We start from the raw sequence: 19,606 nt of genomic DNA, 5'->3' as shown, positions 1-19,606 counted from the left end.
CCCGCTCGACCGCGGAACGAAGGGTTTCCTCTCGCCGATCAGTGCGGCGGCTCGGTGAGCAACCCGGCGAGCCGCGCCGTCCGAGCTCGGGACGCCTCGTCGAAAAGCAGGGTGCGGGCGATGTCGGGGGAGATGTTCCGCGCTGCGCTGGCGGCCAGCAGCTGGGTGGTATGGACGGCGACGGTCGCCAGCCCGAACCGGCGGCGCAGCGGACCCTGCTCGACCGCCAGCGACTGCACCCGGGCGTGCGGCACGACCATCTGCACCCGGGTCAGCCAGCCGGCACGGGTGAGCAGTACCGAGTCGTCGAATCCCCATCCCGTCCAGCCATGGCTGAGCGGCTGCAGCCAGCGGGCCCGGTCAGGGGACCGACGTACCTCGATCGCGTCGAGGCGTAGCCCCGGCCAGATGGTGTGCAGGACGAGTTCCGCCTCGGCGCGGGTGCCGATCGGCAGCAGGATGCTGGTCGTCCCGGACTGGTCCTCGTCGTGGGCGAGTCCGTGATTGCCCAGCACGGCCATGTCGAGCCGGTACAGCCCGAGGCCCCGCCACCACAGCGGCTGCGCGATCCGCAACGACTGGATGCGGTGCCGCGGAACGGACTGGCTGGTCAGGCTGGTCAGACCACGGGTGACCTTGAGCCCATGCCCGCTGCGCAGGAAGGCGTAGTTCCACTGCCCGATCACCCGGCGGACGACGAAGCTCCACAGCCCGCCGAGCGCGGGTAGCAGCAGGCCCAGCAGCAACCATGGGTTCTCGGCGACGAGTGCGGCGCCGCGGGCGTCCACGGTCAGCAGCAGGCTGATCGCGATCACCAGCGGTACGGTGAACAGCACCATCTCGTGCGACAACAACGCACCCAGCAGCAGCCGCTGCGGCGGCACTGTGACCAGCACCTCGTCGGAGCTCCCGCGGTCGTCCAGCACACCGGTGCGGACGTGCTGGGTGACCTCGGCCGGGCGGACGCCGTGCGCCCGGGCCAGCAGGTAGTCCCGCACGGCCGCCGAGCGGGTGCGGGACAGGTAGCGCAGCTTGTGGCCGCCTTCGGCGCCGACATCGATACTGATCTCGGCCAGTCCGAGCAGCCGCGCCGCGAAAGGTTCGGTGATGTCGACCGACTGGATGCGATCGAACCGGATCCGCTCAGAGGTTTTGGTCAAGACGCCGGTCTCGATCCGTAGCTCGTCCTGATCAACGATGAACGAGGTGGCTCGCCAGTCGAGGTACGCGAAGCCGATCAGCACGACCAACAGGATCGCGCCGGCGATGGTCACCCAGGTGAGCGGCGGCAATCGGACGCCGTTGCCGCTCAGCATCTCGCGTCCGAGCGTCCAGATCGCGGCCAGCACCAATACCCAGGCGCGGACCAGCGGGGTCATCGGGTGGGGCTTCTCCACCAGTTTGCCGCCGGGCCGATCGGCGGCCGCAAAGACAGTGTGAGTTTGGGCACCGAGTTCAGTGCCTGAGTTCACTTCATCTTTGGTGGTCGGCGCCGACGGCTGCCCGGGTTGCCCCGGCGTCCCCTCGAAGCGACCGGGCGGAACGCTCACAACCCGTCCTCGTCGCCGATCCCGATCGCCGTCAATCGGTCGCGGAGTTCCTCGGCGTCCGCGCGCGGGAGCCCGGGAATCTTGCCCCCCGACTGCAGGCTCGCGGTCACCAGTTCGACACTGGCGAGCCCGAACGCCCTTGTCAGCGGCCCGCTCTCGACCTTAACCGCCTGCATCCGACCGTACGGAATCACGGTCAGCTCGCGAAACCACAGTCCATGGGTGAGGTACAGGTCCGCATCGCGTTCGACGTAGCCCCAGGCCCGGACCCAGCGAGCCAGCCGAAACCACTGCCACCCGGCCCAACCGAGACAGACCGCGATCGCCAGCCCCGCCCACCGCCAGTCGGCGAGCTGCCACAACACAATGCCGGCGACACCGCACAGGACGACCAGCATCACCAACATCCTGACCCGCAACACCGCCACATAGCCCGGCGAGATCCGGCGCCAGTCCTCGGACGGCGGAGCGAACAGGGCGTCCATGCTGTTCACCTTAGGCGCGCTCCACAGCCGCGGTCGGTGGACCGGGAATCTCCCCGGCCGATCTGATCGCCACCCTGGGGTGTGCGGGCGGACTGCTTCGGGCCAGCTGGCCAGGCGCGATGCAGGGCAACGGCACACCGTCAGGGCTTGCTGCGAGGCTACTTCTCCTTGATGCGCTTCGCCCGTGCCTCGGCGGCGCCGAACCCGACGAAGCCGCGGACCAGCACCGACGGTGCGCCGGGAGCGGGCGGCGTCGCCTTGGCATTGGAACTGCCGAACACGGCCAGCGCGCGGTTCTGCAGGTCGGTGCCCTCGGGAACCAGGACGTCGACGGCGCCGAACAGGCAGAACACGTTGACCTCGCAGGTGTTGTCGGTGAAGACCGCCTCACGCAGATCGAGCGTCGTGGAACCGAACAGGTTCAGCACGCTCAGGTACCGGCGCGGCTGCCAGCGACCACGTCGCTCGGTGGCCCCGAAAAGGGTGACGATCAACTCCGGCTCAGCGCCGGACGGGCCGGATGCCTGCGACCAGGCGGGCGCCGGCCGGGGATTCTCGTCGATGGCCACCAGATCACGGGTGAGCGGGACGAGGTCGTCGAAGGTCTGCGCGGTGCTGGCGGCCTGGATCCGTTCGGCGTGTTCGGCGGGTGTGATCCGGCCCTCCGCATAGGCGGACTCGAGCAGGGTCACGACTTGATGACGGTCGCTGTCGGCCACAGGACGGCTGCCGCCGGCTGCGGGTCCGACATCGCTGGGTTCGGGGTAGCTCATGCCCCTGACGCTAGTCGTCGGTGCCCGCGATGTACGCCCGGGCGACGCCGCTCAGGGTGCGAGCCGGGGTGGCCCTGAGTTCCTCGGTGGGGCGCGCGATTGTGCGCCGGGTGCCGCCTTCCGGCTACACTGACCGAGCCGATCCACGGTGTACTGCGGGCGTAGTTCAATGGCAGAACATCAGCTTCCCAAGCTGAGAATGCGGGTTCGATTCCCGTCGCCCGCTCCACAAATATCGTAGTCAAGGCTGAGTTTCTCGTTCGAATATCCCGAGATAATCGAGGCGATTTTGGCCCGTGCACTCGGCGTGCCCTAACGGTCTGTACCAGGGCCCCGATTTTCGGGCACTTTCCAGCCTCGTGCTGCTGGTGGTCGGGCGACGCGACGGCTTGCTCGGGTGGTCGACGACCGCCACCATCGTCTGCGACGAACGGCTGGATCACCGCATCGAAGACTCCGGACCGGTTGGCCTGCTCGGCCAAGCCGCGGGTCTCGGCGGCCTCGGAGAGGTCGCCGTAGATCGTGCCCCGGCATCGAGGCCAGGATGCTCGGGTCGTCGACGCAGTCGGCGTTCCGGGCGTGCAGCACCACATCGCGCCCGGCGCTGGCGAGAGCGCTGACAGTGAGCAGGCCGAGCCCGGTGGAGGCGCCGGTGACCAGCACACGTGCCAGGTGACTCTCTTCGGTTCAGTCGGCTCGTTCGATGGTCAGGCGCACCGAACCGCTCCATCCCTTGATAGCCGACAGGTCGCCGTCGATCCGGCCGATTCTGGCGATGCCGGGAAAGTAGCCGACGTCGGCGTAATAGAGGACCACCACACCGCTGGGCGCGTAGTACCCGATGTCACCGACCTCGGGATCGGCGCCGGACGGCATGCCCGCCATGGTGAGCGGCGCGGGCGGGGTGCCGATCACCTCCTGGCCGCCGTAGTCCTCGAACGCCGTCGTCATCGGGAGCTGGTCGACGAGTGACCGCGCGGTGGGGTTGTCCCACAGGCTGGCCGGCAGGACGCGGTCGCCGATGGCTATCCGGATCGGGGTCGTGCGCGCGGCTTCTCCTGATGGGATAGGCGGAGGAGTGCTGGGTGCGGGGGTTGCCGAGGCGGACGATGGAGCGGTGCCGTCCGGGGTCGTCGGGGAGGTGCAGCCGGCCAGGACGGTTGCGGCCGCGACCGCGGCGGCGGTCACCGACGGCCGCAACGCCCTCATGCCGATGGCTCTCCCACGGTGGTGCGGAAGGGTCCGCGGTCGGTGTGGATGGCCCAGAGCCGGTCGGCCAGCGCTTCGGGTGCGTACAGCGGATCACCGCCGCCGATGGCGCCGGGAATGATCAGTTGGGCGACGTGGATGTTCCGCGGCGCGAGGGCGTCGTGCAGCATCGTCCCGTAGGCGGATTCGCCGGCGAAGGCGATCGAGGTGCCGGCCACGTTCCCGTTCGGACGCGCCGCGCTCGAGCCGTTGACCAGGAGGATCGTGCCGCGTCCGAGTTCTTCCATGCCGGGTAGCACGGCCTGCACCGCGGTCACCGGCCCGATGATCGAGAAGGCGGCCGCGGCGGCCAGGTCGTCGGCGCTGGTCTCCAGGACCGGCCGCAGGAACTCCTTCCGGGGCACCGGGCTGTACTGCAGCACCTCGATTGGACCCAGTTCGGACGCCGCCGCCTGCAGCGCGGCACCCAACGCCGCGGCGTCCTGAACGTCCGCGGCATAGCCGCTTGTCCGGACCCCCTCGGCCGCCAAATCCTCGCGCAGGGAGCTGAGTTTCTCGGGGCTGCGGGAGATGAGGGCGAGGGAGAATCCCTCGCGGGCGAAGCGGCGGGCAGTGGCGGCGCCCAGGCCGGGGCCGGCACCGATGATCGCGATCACAGACATGTCCCTCACGCTAAGTGGTGGTCGTGCAGTGGGGGAGTCCCTGTCAGTACCGCCCTCGGCAGGGTCAGTAGGTCGCGGGCCCGGGCCGTCTCACCCGCGGGCAGTTGGTTGAAACGTCTATCATCCGCCCCATGGCAATCGGCGTTGCGACCGTCATGGTGATCGGAGCGGGGCAGGCCGGCCTGTCGGCGGGCTATCACCTGGCCCGCCGCGGCTACGCCAGCGCACTCACCGAGCCGGACGCCGACCGCACCTTCGTGATGCTGGACGCCGACCAGCACCCCGGCGGCGCGTGGCAGCACCGTTGGGAGTCGCTGCGGATGGCGACCGTGAACGGCATCTTCGACCTGCCCGGCTTCCCGAAGCCGCCGATCGCCGCGGACGAGCCCAGCCGCACGGCGGTGCCGCGGTACTTCGCCGCCTTCGAGGACGCGATGCGGCTGCCGATCCTGCGCCCGGTCACGGTCAGCACGGTGACCCGGGCGGACGACCATCCCGACGGCGACCTGCTGGTCGACAGCAGCGCGGGACGCTGGCGCGCCAGGGCGATCATCAACGCCACCGGCACCTGGACCAACCCGGTGCTGCCGTCCTATCCCGGTCAGGACACCTTCCGCGGACGCCAGTTGCACACCCGCGACTATGTCGCCGCCGAAGAGTTCGCCGGGCTGCGGGTGGCGATCGTGGGTGGCGGAATCTCGGCGGTCCAGCAACTCGAGGAGATCTCCCGGTCGGCCACGGTGTACTGGTACACCCGGCGCGAGCCGGTGTTCCGCGGCCGCGGGTTCCGTCCAGAGACCGAGGGGCGCGAGATCATCGCCAAGGTCACCGCCGACGCCGAGGCGGGCAACCCGGCACGCAGCGTCGTCTCCTACACCGGCCTGGGCTGGGCGCCGTACGCGATCGCCGCCCGGGAGCGCGGCGTGCTCGACCGGCATCCGATGTTCACCCGGATCGAGCCGGACGGCGTCCGCGAAGCCGACGGCAGCGTCACGCCGGTGGACGTCATCGTGTGGGCCACCGGATTCCGGCCCGCGCTGCGGCACCTCGACCCGCTCGGGCTGCGGAACGCCCGCGGCGGGATCGCCGTCCGCGGCACCCAGGTGGTCGCAGACCCGCGGATCCACCTGATCGGATTCGGACCTTCTCAGTCCACCGTCGGCGCCAACCGGGCCGGACGCGACGCCGTCCGCACGCTCACCGTGGGTTGAGCTTGTCGAAACCCTTGCCCGGGCTTCGGGGTCTCGACAAGCTCGACCAGCGATGATCACCGATCAGCGGGTCGTGCCGGCGGCGTCCTTCGTGCCGGAGCCGTACTCGGAGACAGCCCAGGAGGCGAGCAGTCGCATCCGTTCGGCGTCCGGCGAGCCAGGCTCGGCCATGTAGACGGTGATGGTCAGCCCGGGCTCGGCTTCGAGGTTCATGCCTTCGTAGGCGAGGGTCAGCTGGCCGGCGACCGGGTGGTGGAAGGTCTTGAAGCCCGCGCCGTGGTGTCGCACGTTGTGGCTGCCCCAGAGTCGGCGGAACTCCGCACTGCGGGTGCCGAGTTCGCCGATCAGGTCGTGCAGATCCTTGTTGTGCGGATCCCGTCCGGCTTCGGTGCGCAGGATGGCGACGGTGACCTCGGCGAAGGCGTCCCAGTCGGGGTAGAACCGGTGCGCGCGCTCGTCCAGGAAGGTGAAGCGGGCGATGTTGGGTGGCTGGCCGGGCATGTCGAAGACGTCGGCATAGAAGGCACGAGCCAGCAGGTTGGTGGCCAGCAGGTCCATCCGGCCGTTGCGGACGAACGCCGGGCCGGCGGTGATGCCGTCCAGCACCCACTGCAGGCCGCGGTGCGGCGTCCAGTTCGTCGAGGGCCGCCGTTTCGGCGGACGGGCGACCGGGCTGGCGGCGTGGGCGAGGTCGAACAGGTACGCGCGCTCGGCGTCGTCGAGCAGCAGCGCTCTGGCCAGGGCGTCCAGGACTTCGGGGGAGGCGCCGCTGATCGCGCCGCGTTCCAGCCGGGTGTAGTACTCGATACTGACGCCGGCCAGGGCGGCGACCTCGCTGCGCCGCAAACCGGCGACCCGGCGCTTCATCCCCGCGGGCAGTCCGACCTGGTCGGGCGTGATCTTCGCCCGTCGCGTGGTCAGGAAGTCCCTGACCTCGGCGCGGTTGTCCATGGCGTCAGGGTAGGCGGCGCGGCCGCCGCCCATGGAGTCCCTGCCAGTACCTCCATCGACCAGGTCTCCCTTGCCGGCGTGCGTTCTGGTGTCGTAGTGGGGCAATCGTCCACAAGCCATCTCAGTGAGGGAAACAGTGCGAGCTGTCGTCATGCACGCGCCCGGCGACGTCCGGGTCGAAGACGTCGAGAAGCCGGTCATCGTCGAGCCGACGGACGCGATCATCCGCGTCACCGCCGCCTGCATCTGCGGGTCGGACCTGTGGCCGTACCGCGGGTTGGAGGACCTCAACGGTCCGATCCGGATGGGGCACGAGTACATCGGCATCGTCGACCAGGTCGGGCCGGAGGTTCACCAGGTCACGGTGGGCGACTACGTGGTCGGGTCGTTCGTGGCGTCCGACAACACCTGCGAGATCTGCCGGGCCGGTTTCCAGTCGCGCTGCGTGCATCAGGTGATGATGGGCTCGATCGGCACCCAGGCCGACTTTGCCCGGATCCCGCTGGCCGACGGCACGCTGGTGACGGTGCCGGGCGAGCCGACCGAGGCGCAGGCGCGCAGCCTGCTGGCGGCGTCCGATGTGCTCGGGACGGGCTGGTTCGCCGCCGTGGCCGCCGAGGCCGGACCGGGCAAGACGGTCGCGGTGGTCGGGGACGGCGCGGTCGGGCTGCTCGCGGTGCTGGCCGCCAGGCGGCTCGGTGCCGAGCGGGTCATCGCCATGTCGCGGCACGCCGACCGGCAGGCGCTGGCCCGCCGATTCGGCGCCACCGACATCGTCGAGGAACGGGGCGAGGCCGGCATCGCGACGATCAAGGCGCTCACCGGCGGCTACGGCGCGCACTCGACCATCGAGGCCGTCGGCACCCAGGAGTCCATGCTGCAGGCGATCGGCGCCACCCGTCCCGGCGGGCATGTCGGGTACGTCGGCGTCTCGCACGGCGTCCGACTCGACGGGCTCGACCTGTTCTTCGCGACGGTCAGCCTGCTCGGCGGCCCGGCACCGGTGCGGCGCTTCCTGCCCGACCTGATCGAACTGATCATGGCCGACCAGATCGACCCCGGCGCCGTCTTCGACCTCACCCTGCCGATCGAGGACGCCGCCGACGGCTACCGCGCCATGGACGAACGGCGCGCCACCAAGGTTCTGCTCACCCTGTGATGGGACACGCGAAACCTGGCCGACTGCCGCTGGTCACCTACGTGCTGGCCGCCGGCGTCTTCCTGATGGGGACGTCGGAGTTCATCGTGGCCGGGATCCTGCCGGAGATCGGTGCCGACCTGGGGACGTCCGTCGCGCAGACCGGGCTGATGATCACCGTCTTCGCGATCGGCATGATCGTCGGGACGCCGGCAATGGCCGCGCTGACGCTGCGGCTGTCCCGGCGGCTGGCGCTGGGACTGTCGCTGATGGTGTTCTCCGTCGGACACGTCATCGTCGCCCTCGCCGACGACTACGGGATCGTGCTGGCCGCACGGTTCCTGACTGCCCTTGCCACCGGCGGGTTCTGGGCGGTCGCTGCGGTCGTGGCCGCGCAAACCGCCGGGACTGCGATGAGTGCGCGAGCCGTCGGCGTCGTGCTCGGCGGAGGCATGGTGGCCAACGTGCTCGGCGTGCCGCTGGGTTCGTTCACCGGTCAGGCGATCGGCTGGCGCGGACCGTTCTGGGCGTTGGCCGTGCTGGCGTTCCTGGGTGCGTTCGCGGTGTACCAGCTGATTCCTCGCGATGCCGTCGGAGCGCGGCCGCCGTCGCTGGCGGCCGAGCTGGTCGCGCTGCGTGACGTGCGGGTGCTGCTGGTTCTGGCCTGCTGTGCGGTGGTGACCGGGTCGGCGCTCACCGTGTACAGCTTCGTCTCGCCGCTGATCACCGAGGTCGCCGGCTTGCCGAACACGGCGGTGCCGGTGGTTCTGGTTGCCTATGGCGTGGGAGCGGCGGTGGGCTCCTACCTGGGCGGACGGATCGGCGACCGTCACCCGTTCAGGCTGCTGTTCGGTTCCGCCGCCGCTACCCTCGTGGTCCTGGTCGCGCTCGTCTTCTCGTCGTCGGTCGCGGTGCCTGCGGTGGTGTTGCTGACGCTGCTGGGGCTGTTCGGCATGTCGACCAACCCGGTGCTGATCGGCAAGGCCGTCGGCTACGCCAGGGACGCCCCCACGCTGGCGTCGGCGATGTGTACCTCAATGTTCAACGTCGGTACGGCTGCCGGCACCTGGATAGCGGGTTTCGCCATCGAGTCCCCGCTGGCAGCGAACGGCCCGGTCGTCGTCGGCGCCGTGATCGCGGTGCTCTACTTCGTCCCGCTGGGGCTGCTGGCCAGGAGAGCCGATCGCTGAGCTTCTCGATTCCCGTCGCCCGCTCCATTCAGCGGCGTACATTCAGCCCGCTGGGCGGTAGCGCAGCGCGACCACACCCGAGGCGAACTCGTGCCGCGCGACGAGTGCGAGTTCGATGCGCTCGCGAAGGCCGTCGAGTAGCCGGGGCCCGTGCCCGGCGACGACGGGCTGGACGACGAACGTGTACTCATCGATGAGTCCGAGATCGGCCAGTGCCAGCGGAAGAGTGACGCCGCCGACCCAGAGGCCCGATCCCGGCTGTTGCTTCAGTGCTCGTACGGTCTCCTCCAGGTCGCCCCGCAGCAGTTCCGCATTCCAGTCAACCGCATCGAGCGTGCTCGACACGACATGCTTTCTGGCCCCGTCCATGGCTTCGGCGAACGGCAGCTGCCACGGTTCCATCCACGCCGGCCAGACGCCGTCGGCAGGTCTGCGCCAGGCGGATTGCATCATCTGGTACGTGACGCGTCCGAGGAGCAGCACATCCGCGCTCTGCATCTCGGCGGTCCAGAACTGCATCGATTCGGTGTCTGGTGCAATCCCGGCCTCGTGATGGCAGCAGCCATCGAGGGTGACGTTGATCGAGTAGCGCAGCGGTTTCATCGGTTGGCTCCTTCTTCCTGGATGACGACGGCCACCTGGCTGTAGGCCCGGGCGCGGACCAGCCTCGGTGGCCAAAGAGTTATTTGCACAGATAATAATGTAACATATTATCCATGCAGATAAAGCGGGACGCGAAGACCACTCGGCGCCGCGATCAGATCGTGCTGGCCGCGCTGGCGGTGCTCGCCGAGGATGGCGCCGCGGGTCTGACCTTCGCCCGCGTCTGCGAGGTGGCGCACCTCAGCAGCTCACGGCTGATCACCTACCACTTCACCGACCGAGCCGGGCTGCTGCATGCGATCACCGAGCGGGTGCTCCGCGACATGGGTGCGTGGGTCGATGGCGAGCTTGGCGCGACACCGCCCGGGGTCGCGCAGGTGCGGGCCTTCTTCGAGTCGAGTGCGAGCTTCATGGCCGTACATCGCGGTCATGTCGTTGCACTCGTGTCGGCGTTCATGGCTGGCGGCGGTGCGGCGGCCAGCTCCGCCTCGGAGCAAACCCAGTCGGCTGTGGCGTCGCTGGTGCAAGCCGCGATCGACACCGGCGACATCGGGCCTGTCGATCCCGCCCACGTCGCGTTCATGATGATGCGGTGCATCGAAGGGCTCGCAATGGCTGTAGTCGCAGACCCGGAGCTCGACGCGCGTGCGCACGCGCGCTCGATGGCCGACATCCTGGTGAACGGGTTGCTGAGATGAACGGCGCCGGACGCGAACGACGCAGATCACTCGCCTTGACGGCGGCAGTGTCGGTGGGGGTGCTCACCGTCAGCGTGCTCGCGCTCTTGGAACCCCGCATCATGACCGTAATGACGCGCGACACCATGGCGGTTCGGCGTGGTGAATGGTGGCGCCTCCTGACGCCGACCCTGGTGCAACCAAGCGGCGTCCTCGCCCTGGCGTTCCTCCTGCTGGGCTTCCTCGTGCTCATCCCTGCCGTCGGCAGCCAGGCGGGCAGCGCGACCGCGGCCACGGCGATGGTCATCGGCGCGGTCGGCGCGCTCGCAATCTCGAGTTGGCTGTTCCCGGCGCAGACCGGCGGCGGCTCATCGGGAGCGGTCGCCGCACTCGTCGGCGCATGGGCCGCTTATCTCACCCGAGGCGCAAACGGCGGCCCCCGTGCCTACCTCGTGTCGGTCTACGCCGGGTTCTTCGCGGTGTACCTCGTGGCCGCGGCTGGTCCGTTCGCGACCGTTGCCCCGCTGATCGGCAATGTCGCCGCGGTCACTGCTTTCGCACTGCACCGAAACGGTCGGCCCGGCGTTGTCGCCGCCGGCGTCCTCGTCTGCGGGGTCGTGATGACCGCCCTGCTGGACGAGCACGGATTCGGGGTGTTGCTCGGCGCCGCGGTGGCCGTCGCTTCGCGCGAAACCGTGCGACGGCCGCTCCTCAACCAGGACATCGCTTCACGCTGACGGACCCGAGGGGAAGCGCTGATCAGCGTTGGTCGAGCTTCTCGAGACCTCTCTGATGCGGAGATTCGCCGGAATCGCCCCATCCCACCATCCGCGCGCGAAGCCGCGGTCAGTCGCTGGCAACGGGCTTCGACGAGCTCAACCAGCGAGGCCCGCACGGGATCGGCGCCTCCTAGCCGACCATGGGCGCCGGCTCGGGCTCGAGTTCGTCGCGCAGGCCTGCCAGAATGCCCTTGAGCAGGCGGGACACCTGCATCTGGGAGATTCCCAGTCGGCCGGCGATCTCGCGCTGGGTGCACTCCTCGACGTATCGCCATTCGAGCAGCGCCCGGTCACGCCGGGTGAGCAGGTTGAGCGCCCGGCGCAGCGTGAGGCGGTCGACGGACGTGCTCGCCAGGTCGGCATCGGCGGGTAACCGCGCGCCGACCGATTCACCCGAGCCCTCGCGATGCGGGACGTCCAAGGAGTGGGGCCGGTAGCTGTTCGAACTGCCCAGCGCGTCGCGCAGGTGGTCGGCCTGGACGCCCAGGTGCTCGGCCAGTTCGCCGACGCTGAGTTCCCGGCCGAGGCGCTGCTCCAAGTCGCTGCGGGCGGACACCGCCTTCGTGCGCAACTCTTGGAGCCGGCGGGGAGGCCGGATCGTCCAACCGTGATCGCGGAAGTATCGCTTGAGCTCGCCGGTGATGGTCGGGATCGCAAAGGAGGCGAACGACGCACCCTGGTCGTCCTGATAGCGCTCGACCGCCAGCCAGAGCGCCATCCGGGCCACCTGGACGAGGTCGTCGTGGTCGACTCCGCGACCACGGTACCGCCCGGCGAGCGCGTCGCACAGCGGCAGATTCGCCTCGGCGATCCGCTCGCTGATCCGGCGCCTGGCCGTCGGATCAGCGGTCGTCCGAAGCAGATCGAAGAGATTTCGGGTCGCCACGTCGCGAAGTGAGTGGGTGGCGGTCGGCACCTGGTGCCCCATGCTGCGCTCCTCGGAAAGAAGCCGAGTCAGCACCTGGTTTGACCGCTCAGTTGCTCCCGATCATGCCACGCGGAAGCCGCTGGCACAAGGACAAATGCCCAGCGGGGCAGCTCGTCGTCAGGCGACTCGATAGCTGGCGTGAAGCCCGCGACGCATCCCCCAGGACACGGCTTGGGCGCGTCGCGCCACGCCGATCTTGCGGTACGCCGAACGGATGTAGCTTTTCACCGAGTTCGGACTCAGATACATGACTTCCGCGATCTCCGAGTTCGACATGCCCTGGGTGATCAGGGCGAGCACCTCGGCCTCGCGCGAGGACAACCCGGCGTCGCGACCCGGCCACTGGCTTTCCCGGGCGGGCGCCCGCCGCGCCGGAACGGTGACCAGTCCGCCCGCGTGGACTCGTTCCAGCGCGGCCACCAGATCGCACTTGGCGGCGGCCTTCGACACGTAACCCGAGGCCCCGTCCAGGAGGGCGCGGTCCATCAGGGCCGGGAGCAGGTTCCAGCTGTAGACCACCGTGCGGCGGACCCGTTGATCTGCCACCAGCTGCTTCAGTACGTCGTGCTCGCGCCCCAGCGGGTCGTACAGCGCGATGTCGACCGATTGCGGCAGCTCGGCGTCCCGCCACGACCCGACCAGGTGGACGCGTTCCGTGCGGTCGCCGAACATGTACCGCAGTCCGGAGGCGACCAGATCGCAGTCATCGATCAACGCCACTCGGATGGGGGTCATTGTCAGCACCTTCGACACTCGCTTCCGTAGTCCGGCTCGATCGGAGACGCCTGGCCGGACGGCTCGGGCTCCACCTTGCGCGACGCGGACCGACTGGACGGCCCGCCTCACCCACAAGGGTGTTACCCGGCGGAACGCGGATTAAACGGACCCGGTTCGTGGGTACTGCGAGGAATGTCCCCGTTGTGGGACCTGCCGGTGCCGGGCCCGGGCCCGGATCGCTGGCGGGGTGCGCCGGTTGAGCCCACAGCCGGCGCACCACCGTCCTGGACGCCGACGTCCACCACCGGAAGCGGAACGCGCCCGGTCGTCGATGGTCGAGCCTGTCGAGACCCGGGCCCGTGCGTCGCACGGGGTTTCGACGAGCTCAACCCTCGGTGCCTGGGTTGACCCTAAGGAAGATCGCCGGTCCGGGTGAGCTCCTCGGCGATCCGCACCAGCTTCCGATTGGTCCGTTGGGACGCGCGCCGCAGCAGGTCGAATGCCGCGTCCGCGGTGATCTTGTGTCGTTCCATCAGGATGCCTTCGGCCTGCCCGATCACGGTGCGGTTCACCAGGGCGGCCGCCCGGTTGTCCAGCCGGCGCCCGTCGGCCAGTGCCGCGGTGAGGTGAGCGGCCAGGGCATGGGCGGCCACCACGTCATCGCTGCCGAAGGCGCCGGCCTCGAAGCTGTAGAGGTTGAGCGCCCCGTACGACGTCTCTTGGGTGTACAGGAGCAGGGAGAGCATCGAGCGCACGCCGAGTTTCTCGGCGACGGCTGGTCCCCAGCGCGGCCAGCGCGGATCGCGTGCGACCTCGTCGCTGATCACTGTGGTCTGGGTGCGGACGGTGTCCACACAAGGCCCCTCATGCAGTTCGTACTGCAGCCGGTCGCCCTGTTCCACCAACTCGGCGGTGGGGGCGTGGGTGGTCAGCTTTCCGCCCTCGATCATTGTGACGCCGGCCGCGTCGCACGCCTCGAGCAGTTCCACCACGAGCGCGACCCCGATCTGCAGCCGCTCGGCCTCGTCGCCCTTGGTGGTCAGCTCGCGAGCGTACTCGGCCATCGTGGTGACCGGCTCGTCGGTAGTCAGCTCTGCGCTGTCGACGGCCTGCGTCTCGTCATGCTCCCCAGCCGGCATGGGCCACCTCCAGCACTGCGTCGAATCCAGCGGGTAGCAGTGTCTCACTCGTCCGGACCCCTGAACAGGTGCCGCCGCTTGAGCCCCTTCCTCATCATTTCAGCTTTCCCAGCCGTCGGTGATGAACTGGTCAAGGAGTGCGCCACTGGGCGATGGCAAGGGATTACAGTGCTTCCTCGGCGATCACCTCGACGAACCGGTCGCGGATCCGCCGGGCGCGCAGCGGGTCATGACTGGTGACCACCGCCACGGTCGCCCCGGACGTCTCACCCGTCGCCGGTGTCCAGGCCGATCCGGCGTCGGCGTGGTCGGCGCGGACGCAGAAGGTGTGTCGCTGTTCGGCCTGCGTCGCCACCTCGGCGTTGACCTCGGCGGAATCGGTGGTCGCCAGGACGTACCAGGCGCCGTCCAGATCGGACGCCGTGAACCCCCGTCGCTGCCAGGCCAACGTGCCGGCGTCGGCGAGGTCTCGCAGGACGGGCGCCGCATCGGGTGAGACCAGGTCCACCCGCGCCCCGGCGGCGACCAGCTTCGGGACGCGACGCGCAGCGACGCGGCCGCCGCCGACGACCACCACCCGGCGTCCGTGCAGTAACAACCCGGCCAGGTAGGCGGGTGAGCCCGTGGGCTGGGGGGCAGCGTCGGTTGACTCGGTCATGGTCGGTCCTCCTGGTTCGGGGGCGACGCCCGGGGGACGTGCTGATCGTCGATGGTCGCGCGTGTTGAGACCTGGACGCGCTCCCTGGCCAGGGTTTCGACAAGCTCAACCAGCGGTGGTGCTGTGATCGGCACCTCCCAGGAATCGCACGCCAGACGCTACCCGCTCGGGGAGCGGATGACCCCGGACGCCATCGCCGCCGTAGCGGCCAGGCTCACCGAGGAACCGGTTCGAACCGCTCCCAGACCCGATGCCGGGCGAGCAAATCGGCCAATCCGGCGGCGACCGCCGCGGCATCTCCGACCAGCACTCCCACGCCCTCAGCAACGATGCCTGCGTCGGAAAGCACCGGCGCTGCCTCCGGAAGCACGGCGATCGGTTTGGCATGCCGCCAGGCCTCGCCGAGCAGCTTGCGGACCCGCGGATCCGTGGTGGCCTCCGACCCGTCGGCTTTCGCGTCCAGGCCAGGGCGGGCATCCGGGGCGGGCGGCGTGGGCCAGGCCACCAGCACGGCGTCCAGTTCGGCACTGACCGCGGTGGCGTAGCTGCGGTCCGCGGCTTGCCCGTTGAGTTCGCCGGCATTGGGAGCGATCAGCACCGGCCGCAGGCCGGCCGAGCGCACCGCGTCCAGAACGGTGCCGAGGCCGGCGCCCTCGTCGTCCACCACCACACCGACGGCGCGGCCGGTGACCGGCCAACTGCCGCCGGCCATGCTCAGCGCCGGCGAGACCAGGTCGGAGCCGTCCGGACGCGCCTCAGGCATCGGCAGGCCGAGACCGGCCGCCACCGCCGCAGCCAGGTCCGTGTCGATCAGCGCCAGCTGGTCGACCTGGTGGGAGCGAATCTCCGAGTCGGCGCAATGCGCCAACTCGAAGGTGTAGGCGCCGACCACGTGGTCGCGTTCCACCGGGGTCAGCGAACGGAAGAACATCGCCGGCTGGCTGTGATGATCGGCGAAGGAGACCGGGTTGGCTCGCACCCGCCGGGCGGCGGGCAGCTGCTGCGGCACGTCGATGAACGAGTCCTCGGCGACCCGGAAGGGGCAGCCGCCGTCCAGCGAGTTGGGCAGGTAGGCGGCGACGCCGGTGTGCACGTTCTGCTGGTGCATGCCGTCCCGCAGCAGATCGTCAACGCTCACGTGCGGCCGGTTGATCGGCAGTTGGTTGAAGTTCGGACCGCCCAGCCGGGTCAGCTGGGTGTCGACGTAGCTGAACAGCCGGGCCTGTAGCAGCGGATCGTTGGTGACGTCGATGCCCGGGACCAGCTGGCCGACATGGAAGGCGACCTGCTCGGTCTCGGCAAAGTAGTTGGTCGGGTTGGCGGTCAGGGTGAGCGTGCCGACCACCTGCACCGGGCAGAGTTCCTCGGGCACCAGCTTGGTCGGATCCAGCAGGTCGATGCCCTCGAACATCTCCTCCTCGGTGTCCGGCATCACTTGGATCCCCAGATCCCAGACCGGGAAGTTGCCGGCCTCGATGGCGTCCGCCAGATCGCGCCGGTGGAAGTCGGGATCGGTCCCGGCCAGCAGCTGAGCCTCCTCCCAGGTCAGGCCGTGCACACCGAGTCGCGGTTTCCAGTGGAACTTCACCAGGCTGGTCTCGCCGGCCAGGTTGACCATCCGGAAGGTGTGGACGCCGAAGCCCTCCATCATCCGGTACGAGCGCGGAATGCCGCGGTCGGACATGTTCCAGATCGTGTGGTGCTGGGCTTCGGTGTGCAGCGAGACGAAATCCCAGAAGGTGTCATGAGCCGACTGGGCCTGCGGAATCTCCCGGTCGGGTTCGGGTTTGCCGGCGTGGATCACATCGGGGAATTTGATCCCGTCCTGGATGAAGAACACCGGAATGTTGTTGCCGACCAGGTCGTAATTGCCCTGGCTGGTGTAGAACTTCACCGCGAAACCCCGGGTGTCCCGGGCGGTATCGGCCGATCCGCGCGAACCCAACACGGTGGAGAAGCGCACGAACACCGGGGTCGAGACAGCCTTGCGCAGGAAATCCGCTCGGCAGATGCCGGACGCCGCACCGTTGGCGACGAAGACCCCGTGCGCGGCCGCGCCACGGGCATGCACCACCCGTTCGGGGATCCGCTCGTGATCGAAGTGCGTGATCTTCTCGCGCAGGTGATGATCGGCGAGCAGGACGGGACCGCGCGGCCCGGCCTTCAGCGAATGGTCGGTGTCGGCCAGCCGGACGCCGGTCGATGTGGTCAGCCGGCCGCTGCGCTGGCGCGGCGCGGCGCGGGCGCCGACGTTCTCGGGGTCGGCCGGGGATCCGGGGCTTGGCGTGCTGGGCATGTGGACTCCGCTCAGAAGGTTGCTTTGCCGCCGGTGACGCCGAGGATGCTGCCCGAGACGTAGCTGGCGGTGCTCTCGGCGGCCAGGAAGACGAAGGCCGGTGCGACCTCGGCGGGTTGACCGGGTCGGCCGAGCGGGCTGTCGGCGCCGAATCCTTCGACCTCATCGGCGCTTCGGGTGGCCGGCTGCAGCGGCGTCCAGATCGGGCCCGGGGCAACGGCATTCACCCTGATGCCCTTGGCTCCGAGCTGCTGGGCCAGGTTGACGGTGATGCTGTTGATCGCCGACTTGGTGGCGGCATAGTCGAGCAGCGACCCGGACGGCTCGTAGGCCTGGATCGAGCTGGTGTTGATGATCGCCGAGCCTTCGCCGAGGTGCGGGAGTGCCGCCTGGCACAGCCACAGGGTGGCCCACACGTTGGTCTTGACCACCCGTTCCACGGTTTCCGGATCGAGGCCTTCCAGGGTTCCGGAATCACCCTTGGTGAGGTGGAAGCCGGCGTTGTTGACCAGGATGTCGAGCCCGCCCAGGGCGCTGACCGCGTCGTCGACGAGTTGCCGGCAGGTGTTCACCTCGGTCAGGTCGCCAGGCAGCCGGACGGCTCGGCGTCCGGCCCGTTCCACCCAGGACGCCGTCTCGGCGGCGTCCACCTCCTCTTCCTCCAGGTAGTTGATCGCGACATCGGCACCCTCGCGGGCGAAGGCGATCGCCACCGCCCGGCCGATCCCGGAGTCGCCGCCGGTGATCAGAGCACGCTTGCCGGTCAGCCGTCCGTCACCGCGATACGACTGCTCGCCGTGGTCCGGACGGGGCCGCATCTCGTCGGTCAGCCCCGGCGGTTGCTGCTGCTGCGCCGGGATCTGATCTGTGGTCTGGTCGGAAGCCGCAGGTGTCATGCCGGATTCGTACCCGATCTCGATCCGCTCAATCAGAACCGCGCGGTCGAGCTGCGACCGTCAGTGGCCGCGCGCACGCAGGAGGTGCCGCAGCGCCAAGGCGTTGCGAAAGGCATTGCCGTCGGCGTCGTTGTTGAAGTAGCCGAACACGGTGTGGCCGCTCGCCCGCCACTCGGCGATCCGGTCGGCCCACCAGTTCATCGCCGCATCGTCGTAGCTGCCCCCGTAGAGATGATTCGGATCGGGACCGTGGAAGCGGACGTAGACGAAGCCCGCCGTCGCTCGCAGAATGCAGGGCAGGCCGGCGCCGCTCATCACCACGTACGCCGCACCGTGCCGGCTCAACAGCTCGAAGACGGCGTCGGTGTGCCAGCTGTTGTGCCGGAACTCGACGGCGACCGGGACGTCGTCGGGCAGGGCATCAAGGAAGTGGTCCAGCCGCGCGTCGTCGCGGGCCATGGCCGGCGGCAGTTGCACCAGGAACGTGCCGAACCGGTCGCCGAGCAGCGCCAGCGAGTGCTTGATCCGGGCGACCCAGCGCTCAGGGTCGTAGAGCCGCTTGGCGTGGGTGAGGCCACGCGGTGCCTTCACCGTGAACGCGAATCCGGGTGGCAGCCGGCGCTGCCAGGAACGGAACGAGGTGTCCGGCGGCCAGCGGTAGTAGCTGGCGTTGAGCTCCACGGTGTCGAACCGTTCGGCATAGAAGGCCAGCCGGGCGTTGCCCGCGAGACCGTCGGGATAGACGCGTCCCTGCCAGCTGGCGTAGGTCCAGCCCGACGTCCCGATCCAGCTCGTCGCGGCGGAGGCGGCGGGTGGGAAGGGCATCGGCCCAGTATCGGCGCAGGCCGGCCCGAACGGGTACGCCCGCTCGGGTGCGGCGACCTCAGCGGTAGCGGGGCAGCGGCCCGTAGAAGACGTGGTCGATCGGTGCCGAGTAGCTGGGCTGCGGATACCGCAGTTGCTGCCAGCGGCTGAAGAACCGTCGCGACGCCGGCAGCCAAAGCGGCACGGCAGCGAGCGCGGCGAATCCGATCGAGATCGAGGCGATCGGGGTCAGCAGCAGTGCCAACAACGAGACGCCGAAGGCGACCAGCCCGCCGATCCGGGTCCACCCGAAGCCGGCGAAGGAGTAATAGGCGATCACGGATGCGACCCCGGCGACCAGGACCGCGATCAGGCAGCAGAGGACGGCGAACAGCACCCGCATTCCGCTGGCCGCTGGGGAGGGAAACTGGGCGGTCAGCCAGGTGGCCTCGTTGAACTGGTCGTTCGGGGCGTACAGACCCGAGCCGATGCCTATCCACGGGTTGGCCATCCGCCACATCGCCAGCAGCAGTCCGACCACCACGGCCACCGCCCCGCAGAACAACAGCACCGACGACGCCCAGATCGTCCACGGTCGGGCGGGCTGGCCGGTGCGCTCGTTCAGCGGAGCAAGCCGCGGTCCGACCAGCGCATCCGGAGGCAGGGTCTGGATCGGGCCCGGGCCGGCCGGGACCAGGGTGTGCTCAGCCGGACGAGCCGGGTCGGTCGGGTAGCCGACCGGCGCAGCCGGCCACGACGCGGGCGGTGCCGCGGGGTGTGCGGGTGCCGCGGAGCCCCCGGTCTGGGGCGTCCACCCCGGTCCGGGCTGCGGCAACGGCCCCGGCGCGCCCCGGTCGGGACCGACGGGATCACCGGTGGGTGCTGGCCAGCTCATCGTCCTCCTGTGTCCGCGACCAGCCTAGCGAGGCCGGTGCGACCA

Annotated in this window: 20 protein-coding genes and 1 tRNA gene; 6 read left to right on the top strand and 15 right to left on the bottom strand. The window is 69.6% G+C overall.

Translation table 11 applies throughout. From position 1 onward, the window contains the following. Positions 1–38 precede the first annotated feature (38 nt). The 3 genes from QM711_RS05535 to QM711_RS05525 all read right to left on the bottom strand — a co-directional run bounded on the left by QM711_RS05535 (position 39) and on the right by QM711_RS05525 (position 2,808). On the bottom strand, positions 39–1,379 hold the full coding sequence (locus QM711_RS05535) for a PH domain-containing protein (protein ID WP_415097122.1): 1,341 nt from the start codon (positions 1,377–1,379) through the stop codon (positions 39–41). Positions 1,380–1,546: 167 nt separating this feature from the next. Further along, on the bottom strand, positions 1,547–2,035 hold the full coding sequence (locus QM711_RS05530) for a PH domain-containing protein (RefSeq protein WP_415097120.1): 489 nt from the start codon (positions 2,033–2,035) through the stop codon (positions 1,547–1,549). Positions 2,036–2,193: 158 nt separating this feature from the next. Next, a complete protein-coding gene (locus QM711_RS05525) occupies positions 2,194–2,808 on the bottom strand; it encodes a DUF1707 SHOCT-like domain-containing protein (RefSeq protein ID WP_415097118.1) in 615 nt (204 codons plus the stop codon). Between the two features lie 155 nt (positions 2,809–2,963). On the opposite strand from QM711_RS05525, the gene QM711_RS05520 reads away from it, so the two are divergent. Beyond that, positions 2,964–3,037 (top strand) — tRNA-Gly (locus tag QM711_RS05520). A 458-nt stretch (positions 3,038–3,495) separates the two neighbouring features. On the opposite strand, the gene QM711_RS05515 is transcribed toward QM711_RS05520, so the two are convergent. Both QM711_RS05515 and QM711_RS05510 read right to left on the bottom strand, forming a co-directional pair. Further along, on the bottom strand, positions 3,496–4,017 hold the full coding sequence (locus QM711_RS05515; protein WP_415097116.1) for a cyclophilin-like fold protein: 522 nt from the start codon (positions 4,015–4,017) through the stop codon (positions 3,496–3,498). Then, positions 4,014–4,679: an SDR family NAD(P)-dependent oxidoreductase gene (locus QM711_RS05510; protein WP_415097114.1), complete on the bottom strand. Its 666-nt coding sequence runs from the start codon at positions 4,677–4,679 to the stop codon at positions 4,014–4,016. The genes QM711_RS05515 and QM711_RS05510 overlap by 4 nt, the downstream gene beginning before the upstream one ends. 131 nt (positions 4,680–4,810) lie before the next feature. On the opposite strand from QM711_RS05510, the gene QM711_RS05505 reads away from it, so the two are divergent. Further along, complete coding sequence (locus QM711_RS05505) at positions 4,811–5,890, top strand: NAD(P)-binding domain-containing protein (protein WP_415097112.1); 1,080 nt, start codon at positions 4,811–4,813, stop codon at positions 5,888–5,890. A 63-nt stretch (positions 5,891–5,953) separates the two neighbouring features. On the opposite strand, the gene QM711_RS05500 is transcribed toward QM711_RS05505, so the two are convergent. Beyond that, positions 5,954–6,841 (bottom strand): helix-turn-helix domain-containing protein, encoded by an 888-nt coding sequence (locus tag QM711_RS05500; RefSeq protein WP_415097110.1) that lies wholly within the window; start codon positions 6,839–6,841, stop codon positions 5,954–5,956. Between the two features lie 136 nt (positions 6,842–6,977). On the opposite strand from QM711_RS05500, the gene QM711_RS05495 reads away from it, so the two are divergent. After that, the gene (locus tag QM711_RS05495) at positions 6,978–8,000 is read left to right on the top strand and encodes a zinc-dependent alcohol dehydrogenase family protein (protein ID WP_415097108.1); all 1,023 of its coding nucleotides are present in this window, start codon (positions 6,978–6,980) and stop codon (positions 7,998–8,000) included. Further along, on the top strand, positions 8,000–9,169 hold the full coding sequence (locus QM711_RS05490) for an MFS transporter (RefSeq protein WP_415097106.1): 1,170 nt from the start codon (positions 8,000–8,002) through the stop codon (positions 9,167–9,169). The genes QM711_RS05495 and QM711_RS05490 overlap by 1 nt, the downstream gene beginning before the upstream one ends. Before the next feature lie 42 nt (positions 9,170–9,211). Here QM711_RS05490 and QM711_RS05485 read toward each other — a convergent pair whose 3' ends face one another. Further along, the gene (locus QM711_RS05485) at positions 9,212–9,772 is read right to left on the bottom strand and encodes a dihydrofolate reductase family protein (RefSeq protein ID WP_415097104.1); all 561 of its coding nucleotides are present in this window, start codon (positions 9,770–9,772) and stop codon (positions 9,212–9,214) included. Positions 9,773–9,933: 161 nt separating this feature from the next. On the opposite strand from QM711_RS05485, the gene QM711_RS05480 reads away from it, so the two are divergent. After that, a complete protein-coding gene (locus QM711_RS05480; RefSeq protein WP_415097102.1) occupies positions 9,934–10,470 on the top strand; it encodes a TetR/AcrR family transcriptional regulator in 537 nt (178 codons plus the stop codon). Next, entirely contained in the window at positions 10,467–11,186 is a 720-nt protein-coding gene (locus QM711_RS05475) for a hypothetical protein (RefSeq protein WP_415097100.1), read from the top strand. The genes QM711_RS05480 and QM711_RS05475 overlap by 4 nt, the downstream gene beginning before the upstream one ends. A 172-nt stretch (positions 11,187–11,358) precedes the next feature. Here QM711_RS05475 and QM711_RS05470 read toward each other — a convergent pair whose 3' ends face one another. From QM711_RS05470 to QM711_RS05435, 8 genes are all read right to left on the bottom strand, one after another. Next, on the bottom strand, positions 11,359–12,156 hold the full coding sequence (locus QM711_RS05470; protein ID WP_415097098.1) for a sigma-70 family RNA polymerase sigma factor: 798 nt from the start codon (positions 12,154–12,156) through the stop codon (positions 11,359–11,361). Positions 12,157–12,273: 117 nt separating this feature from the next. Further along, entirely contained in the window at positions 12,274–12,891 is a 618-nt protein-coding gene (locus QM711_RS05465) for a response regulator transcription factor (RefSeq protein WP_415097096.1), read from the bottom strand. Between the two features lie 392 nt (positions 12,892–13,283). Beyond that, on the bottom strand, positions 13,284–14,012 hold the full coding sequence (locus QM711_RS05460; RefSeq protein WP_415097094.1) for a GAF and ANTAR domain-containing protein: 729 nt from the start codon (positions 14,010–14,012) through the stop codon (positions 13,284–13,286). 163 nt (positions 14,013–14,175) lie between these two features. Next, positions 14,176–14,670, bottom strand: a complete 495-nt coding sequence (locus tag QM711_RS05455; protein WP_415097092.1) for a precorrin-2 dehydrogenase/sirohydrochlorin ferrochelatase family protein — start codon at positions 14,668–14,670, stop codon at positions 14,176–14,178. A 214-nt stretch (positions 14,671–14,884) separates the two neighbouring features. Continuing rightward, positions 14,885–16,966 (bottom strand): catalase, encoded by a 2,082-nt coding sequence (locus QM711_RS05450; protein ID WP_415097090.1) that lies wholly within the window; start codon positions 16,964–16,966, stop codon positions 14,885–14,887. Between the two features lie 11 nt (positions 16,967–16,977). Continuing rightward, positions 16,978–17,862, bottom strand: coding sequence for an SDR family oxidoreductase (locus QM711_RS05445; RefSeq protein WP_415097088.1), 885 nt, complete (start codon positions 17,860–17,862; stop codon positions 16,978–16,980). A 60-nt stretch (positions 17,863–17,922) separates the two neighbouring features. Continuing rightward, positions 17,923–18,687: a DUF72 domain-containing protein gene (locus tag QM711_RS05440; RefSeq protein ID WP_415097086.1), complete on the bottom strand. Its 765-nt coding sequence runs from the start codon at positions 18,685–18,687 to the stop codon at positions 17,923–17,925. Between the two features lie 58 nt (positions 18,688–18,745). Beyond that, entirely contained in the window at positions 18,746–19,561 is an 816-nt protein-coding gene (locus QM711_RS05435) for a hypothetical protein (RefSeq protein ID WP_415097084.1), read from the bottom strand. Positions 19,562–19,606: the final 45 nt, after the last annotated feature.

Origin of the sequence: Micropruina sp. (genome assembly GCF_047602385.1) — a bacterium.
In the GTDB taxonomy this organism is placed as follows: Bacteria; Actinomycetota; Actinomycetes; order Propionibacteriales; family Propionibacteriaceae; genus Micropruina.
The sequence above is the reverse complement of the archived record's forward strand: the minus strand, read 5'-3'. Positions and strand labels throughout refer to the sequence as shown.

What these genes read in the sequence shown, in the direction of transcription:
- QM711_RS05460 (WP_415097094.1), bottom strand. Translation starts at nt 14,012, where the DNA reads ATGCCGGCTGGGGAGCATGACGAGACGCAGGCCGTCGACAGCGCAGAG.
- QM711_RS05450 (WP_415097090.1), bottom strand. Translation starts at nt 16,966, where the DNA reads ATGCCCAGCACGCCAAGCCCCGGATCCCCGGCCGACCCCGAGAACGTC.
- QM711_RS05490 (WP_415097106.1), top strand. Translation starts at nt 8,000, where the DNA reads ATGGGACACGCGAAACCTGGCCGACTGCCGCTGGTCACCTACGTGCTG.
- QM711_RS05455 (WP_415097092.1), bottom strand. Translation starts at nt 14,670, where the DNA reads ATGACCGAGTCAACCGACGCTGCCCCCCAGCCCACGGGCTCACCCGCC.
- QM711_RS05505 (WP_415097112.1), top strand. Translation starts at nt 4,811, where the DNA reads ATGGCAATCGGCGTTGCGACCGTCATGGTGATCGGAGCGGGGCAGGCC.
- QM711_RS05500 (WP_415097110.1), bottom strand. Translation starts at nt 6,841, where the DNA reads ATGGACAACCGCGCCGAGGTCAGGGACTTCCTGACCACGCGACGGGCG.
- QM711_RS05485 (WP_415097104.1), bottom strand. Translation starts at nt 9,772, where the DNA reads ATGAAACCGCTGCGCTACTCGATCAACGTCACCCTCGATGGCTGCTGC.
- QM711_RS05510 (WP_415097114.1), bottom strand. Translation starts at nt 4,679, where the DNA reads ATGTCTGTGATCGCGATCATCGGTGCCGGCCCCGGCCTGGGCGCCGCC.
- QM711_RS05445 (WP_415097088.1), bottom strand. Translation starts at nt 17,862, where the DNA reads ATGACACCTGCGGCTTCCGACCAGACCACAGATCAGATCCCGGCGCAG.
- QM711_RS05435 (WP_415097084.1), bottom strand. Translation starts at nt 19,561, where the DNA reads ATGAGCTGGCCAGCACCCACCGGTGATCCCGTCGGTCCCGACCGGGGC.
- QM711_RS05535 (WP_415097122.1), bottom strand. Translation starts at nt 1,379, where the DNA reads ATGACCCCGCTGGTCCGCGCCTGGGTATTGGTGCTGGCCGCGATCTGG.
- QM711_RS05525 (WP_415097118.1), bottom strand. Translation starts at nt 2,808, where the DNA reads ATGAGCTACCCCGAACCCAGCGATGTCGGACCCGCAGCCGGCGGCAGC.
- QM711_RS05475 (WP_415097100.1), top strand. Translation starts at nt 10,467, where the DNA reads ATGAACGGCGCCGGACGCGAACGACGCAGATCACTCGCCTTGACGGCG.
- QM711_RS05530 (WP_415097120.1), bottom strand. Translation starts at nt 2,035, where the DNA reads ATGGACGCCCTGTTCGCTCCGCCGTCCGAGGACTGGCGCCGGATCTCG.
- QM711_RS05465 (WP_415097096.1), bottom strand. Translation starts at nt 12,891, where the DNA reads ATGACCCCCATCCGAGTGGCGTTGATCGATGACTGCGATCTGGTCGCC.
- QM711_RS05470 (WP_415097098.1), bottom strand. Translation starts at nt 12,156, where the DNA reads ATGGGGCACCAGGTGCCGACCGCCACCCACTCACTTCGCGACGTGGCG.
- QM711_RS05440 (WP_415097086.1), bottom strand. Translation starts at nt 18,687, where the DNA reads ATGCCCTTCCCACCCGCCGCCTCCGCCGCGACGAGCTGGATCGGGACG.
- QM711_RS05515 (WP_415097116.1), bottom strand. Translation starts at nt 4,017, where the DNA reads ATGAGGGCGTTGCGGCCGTCGGTGACCGCCGCCGCGGTCGCGGCCGCA.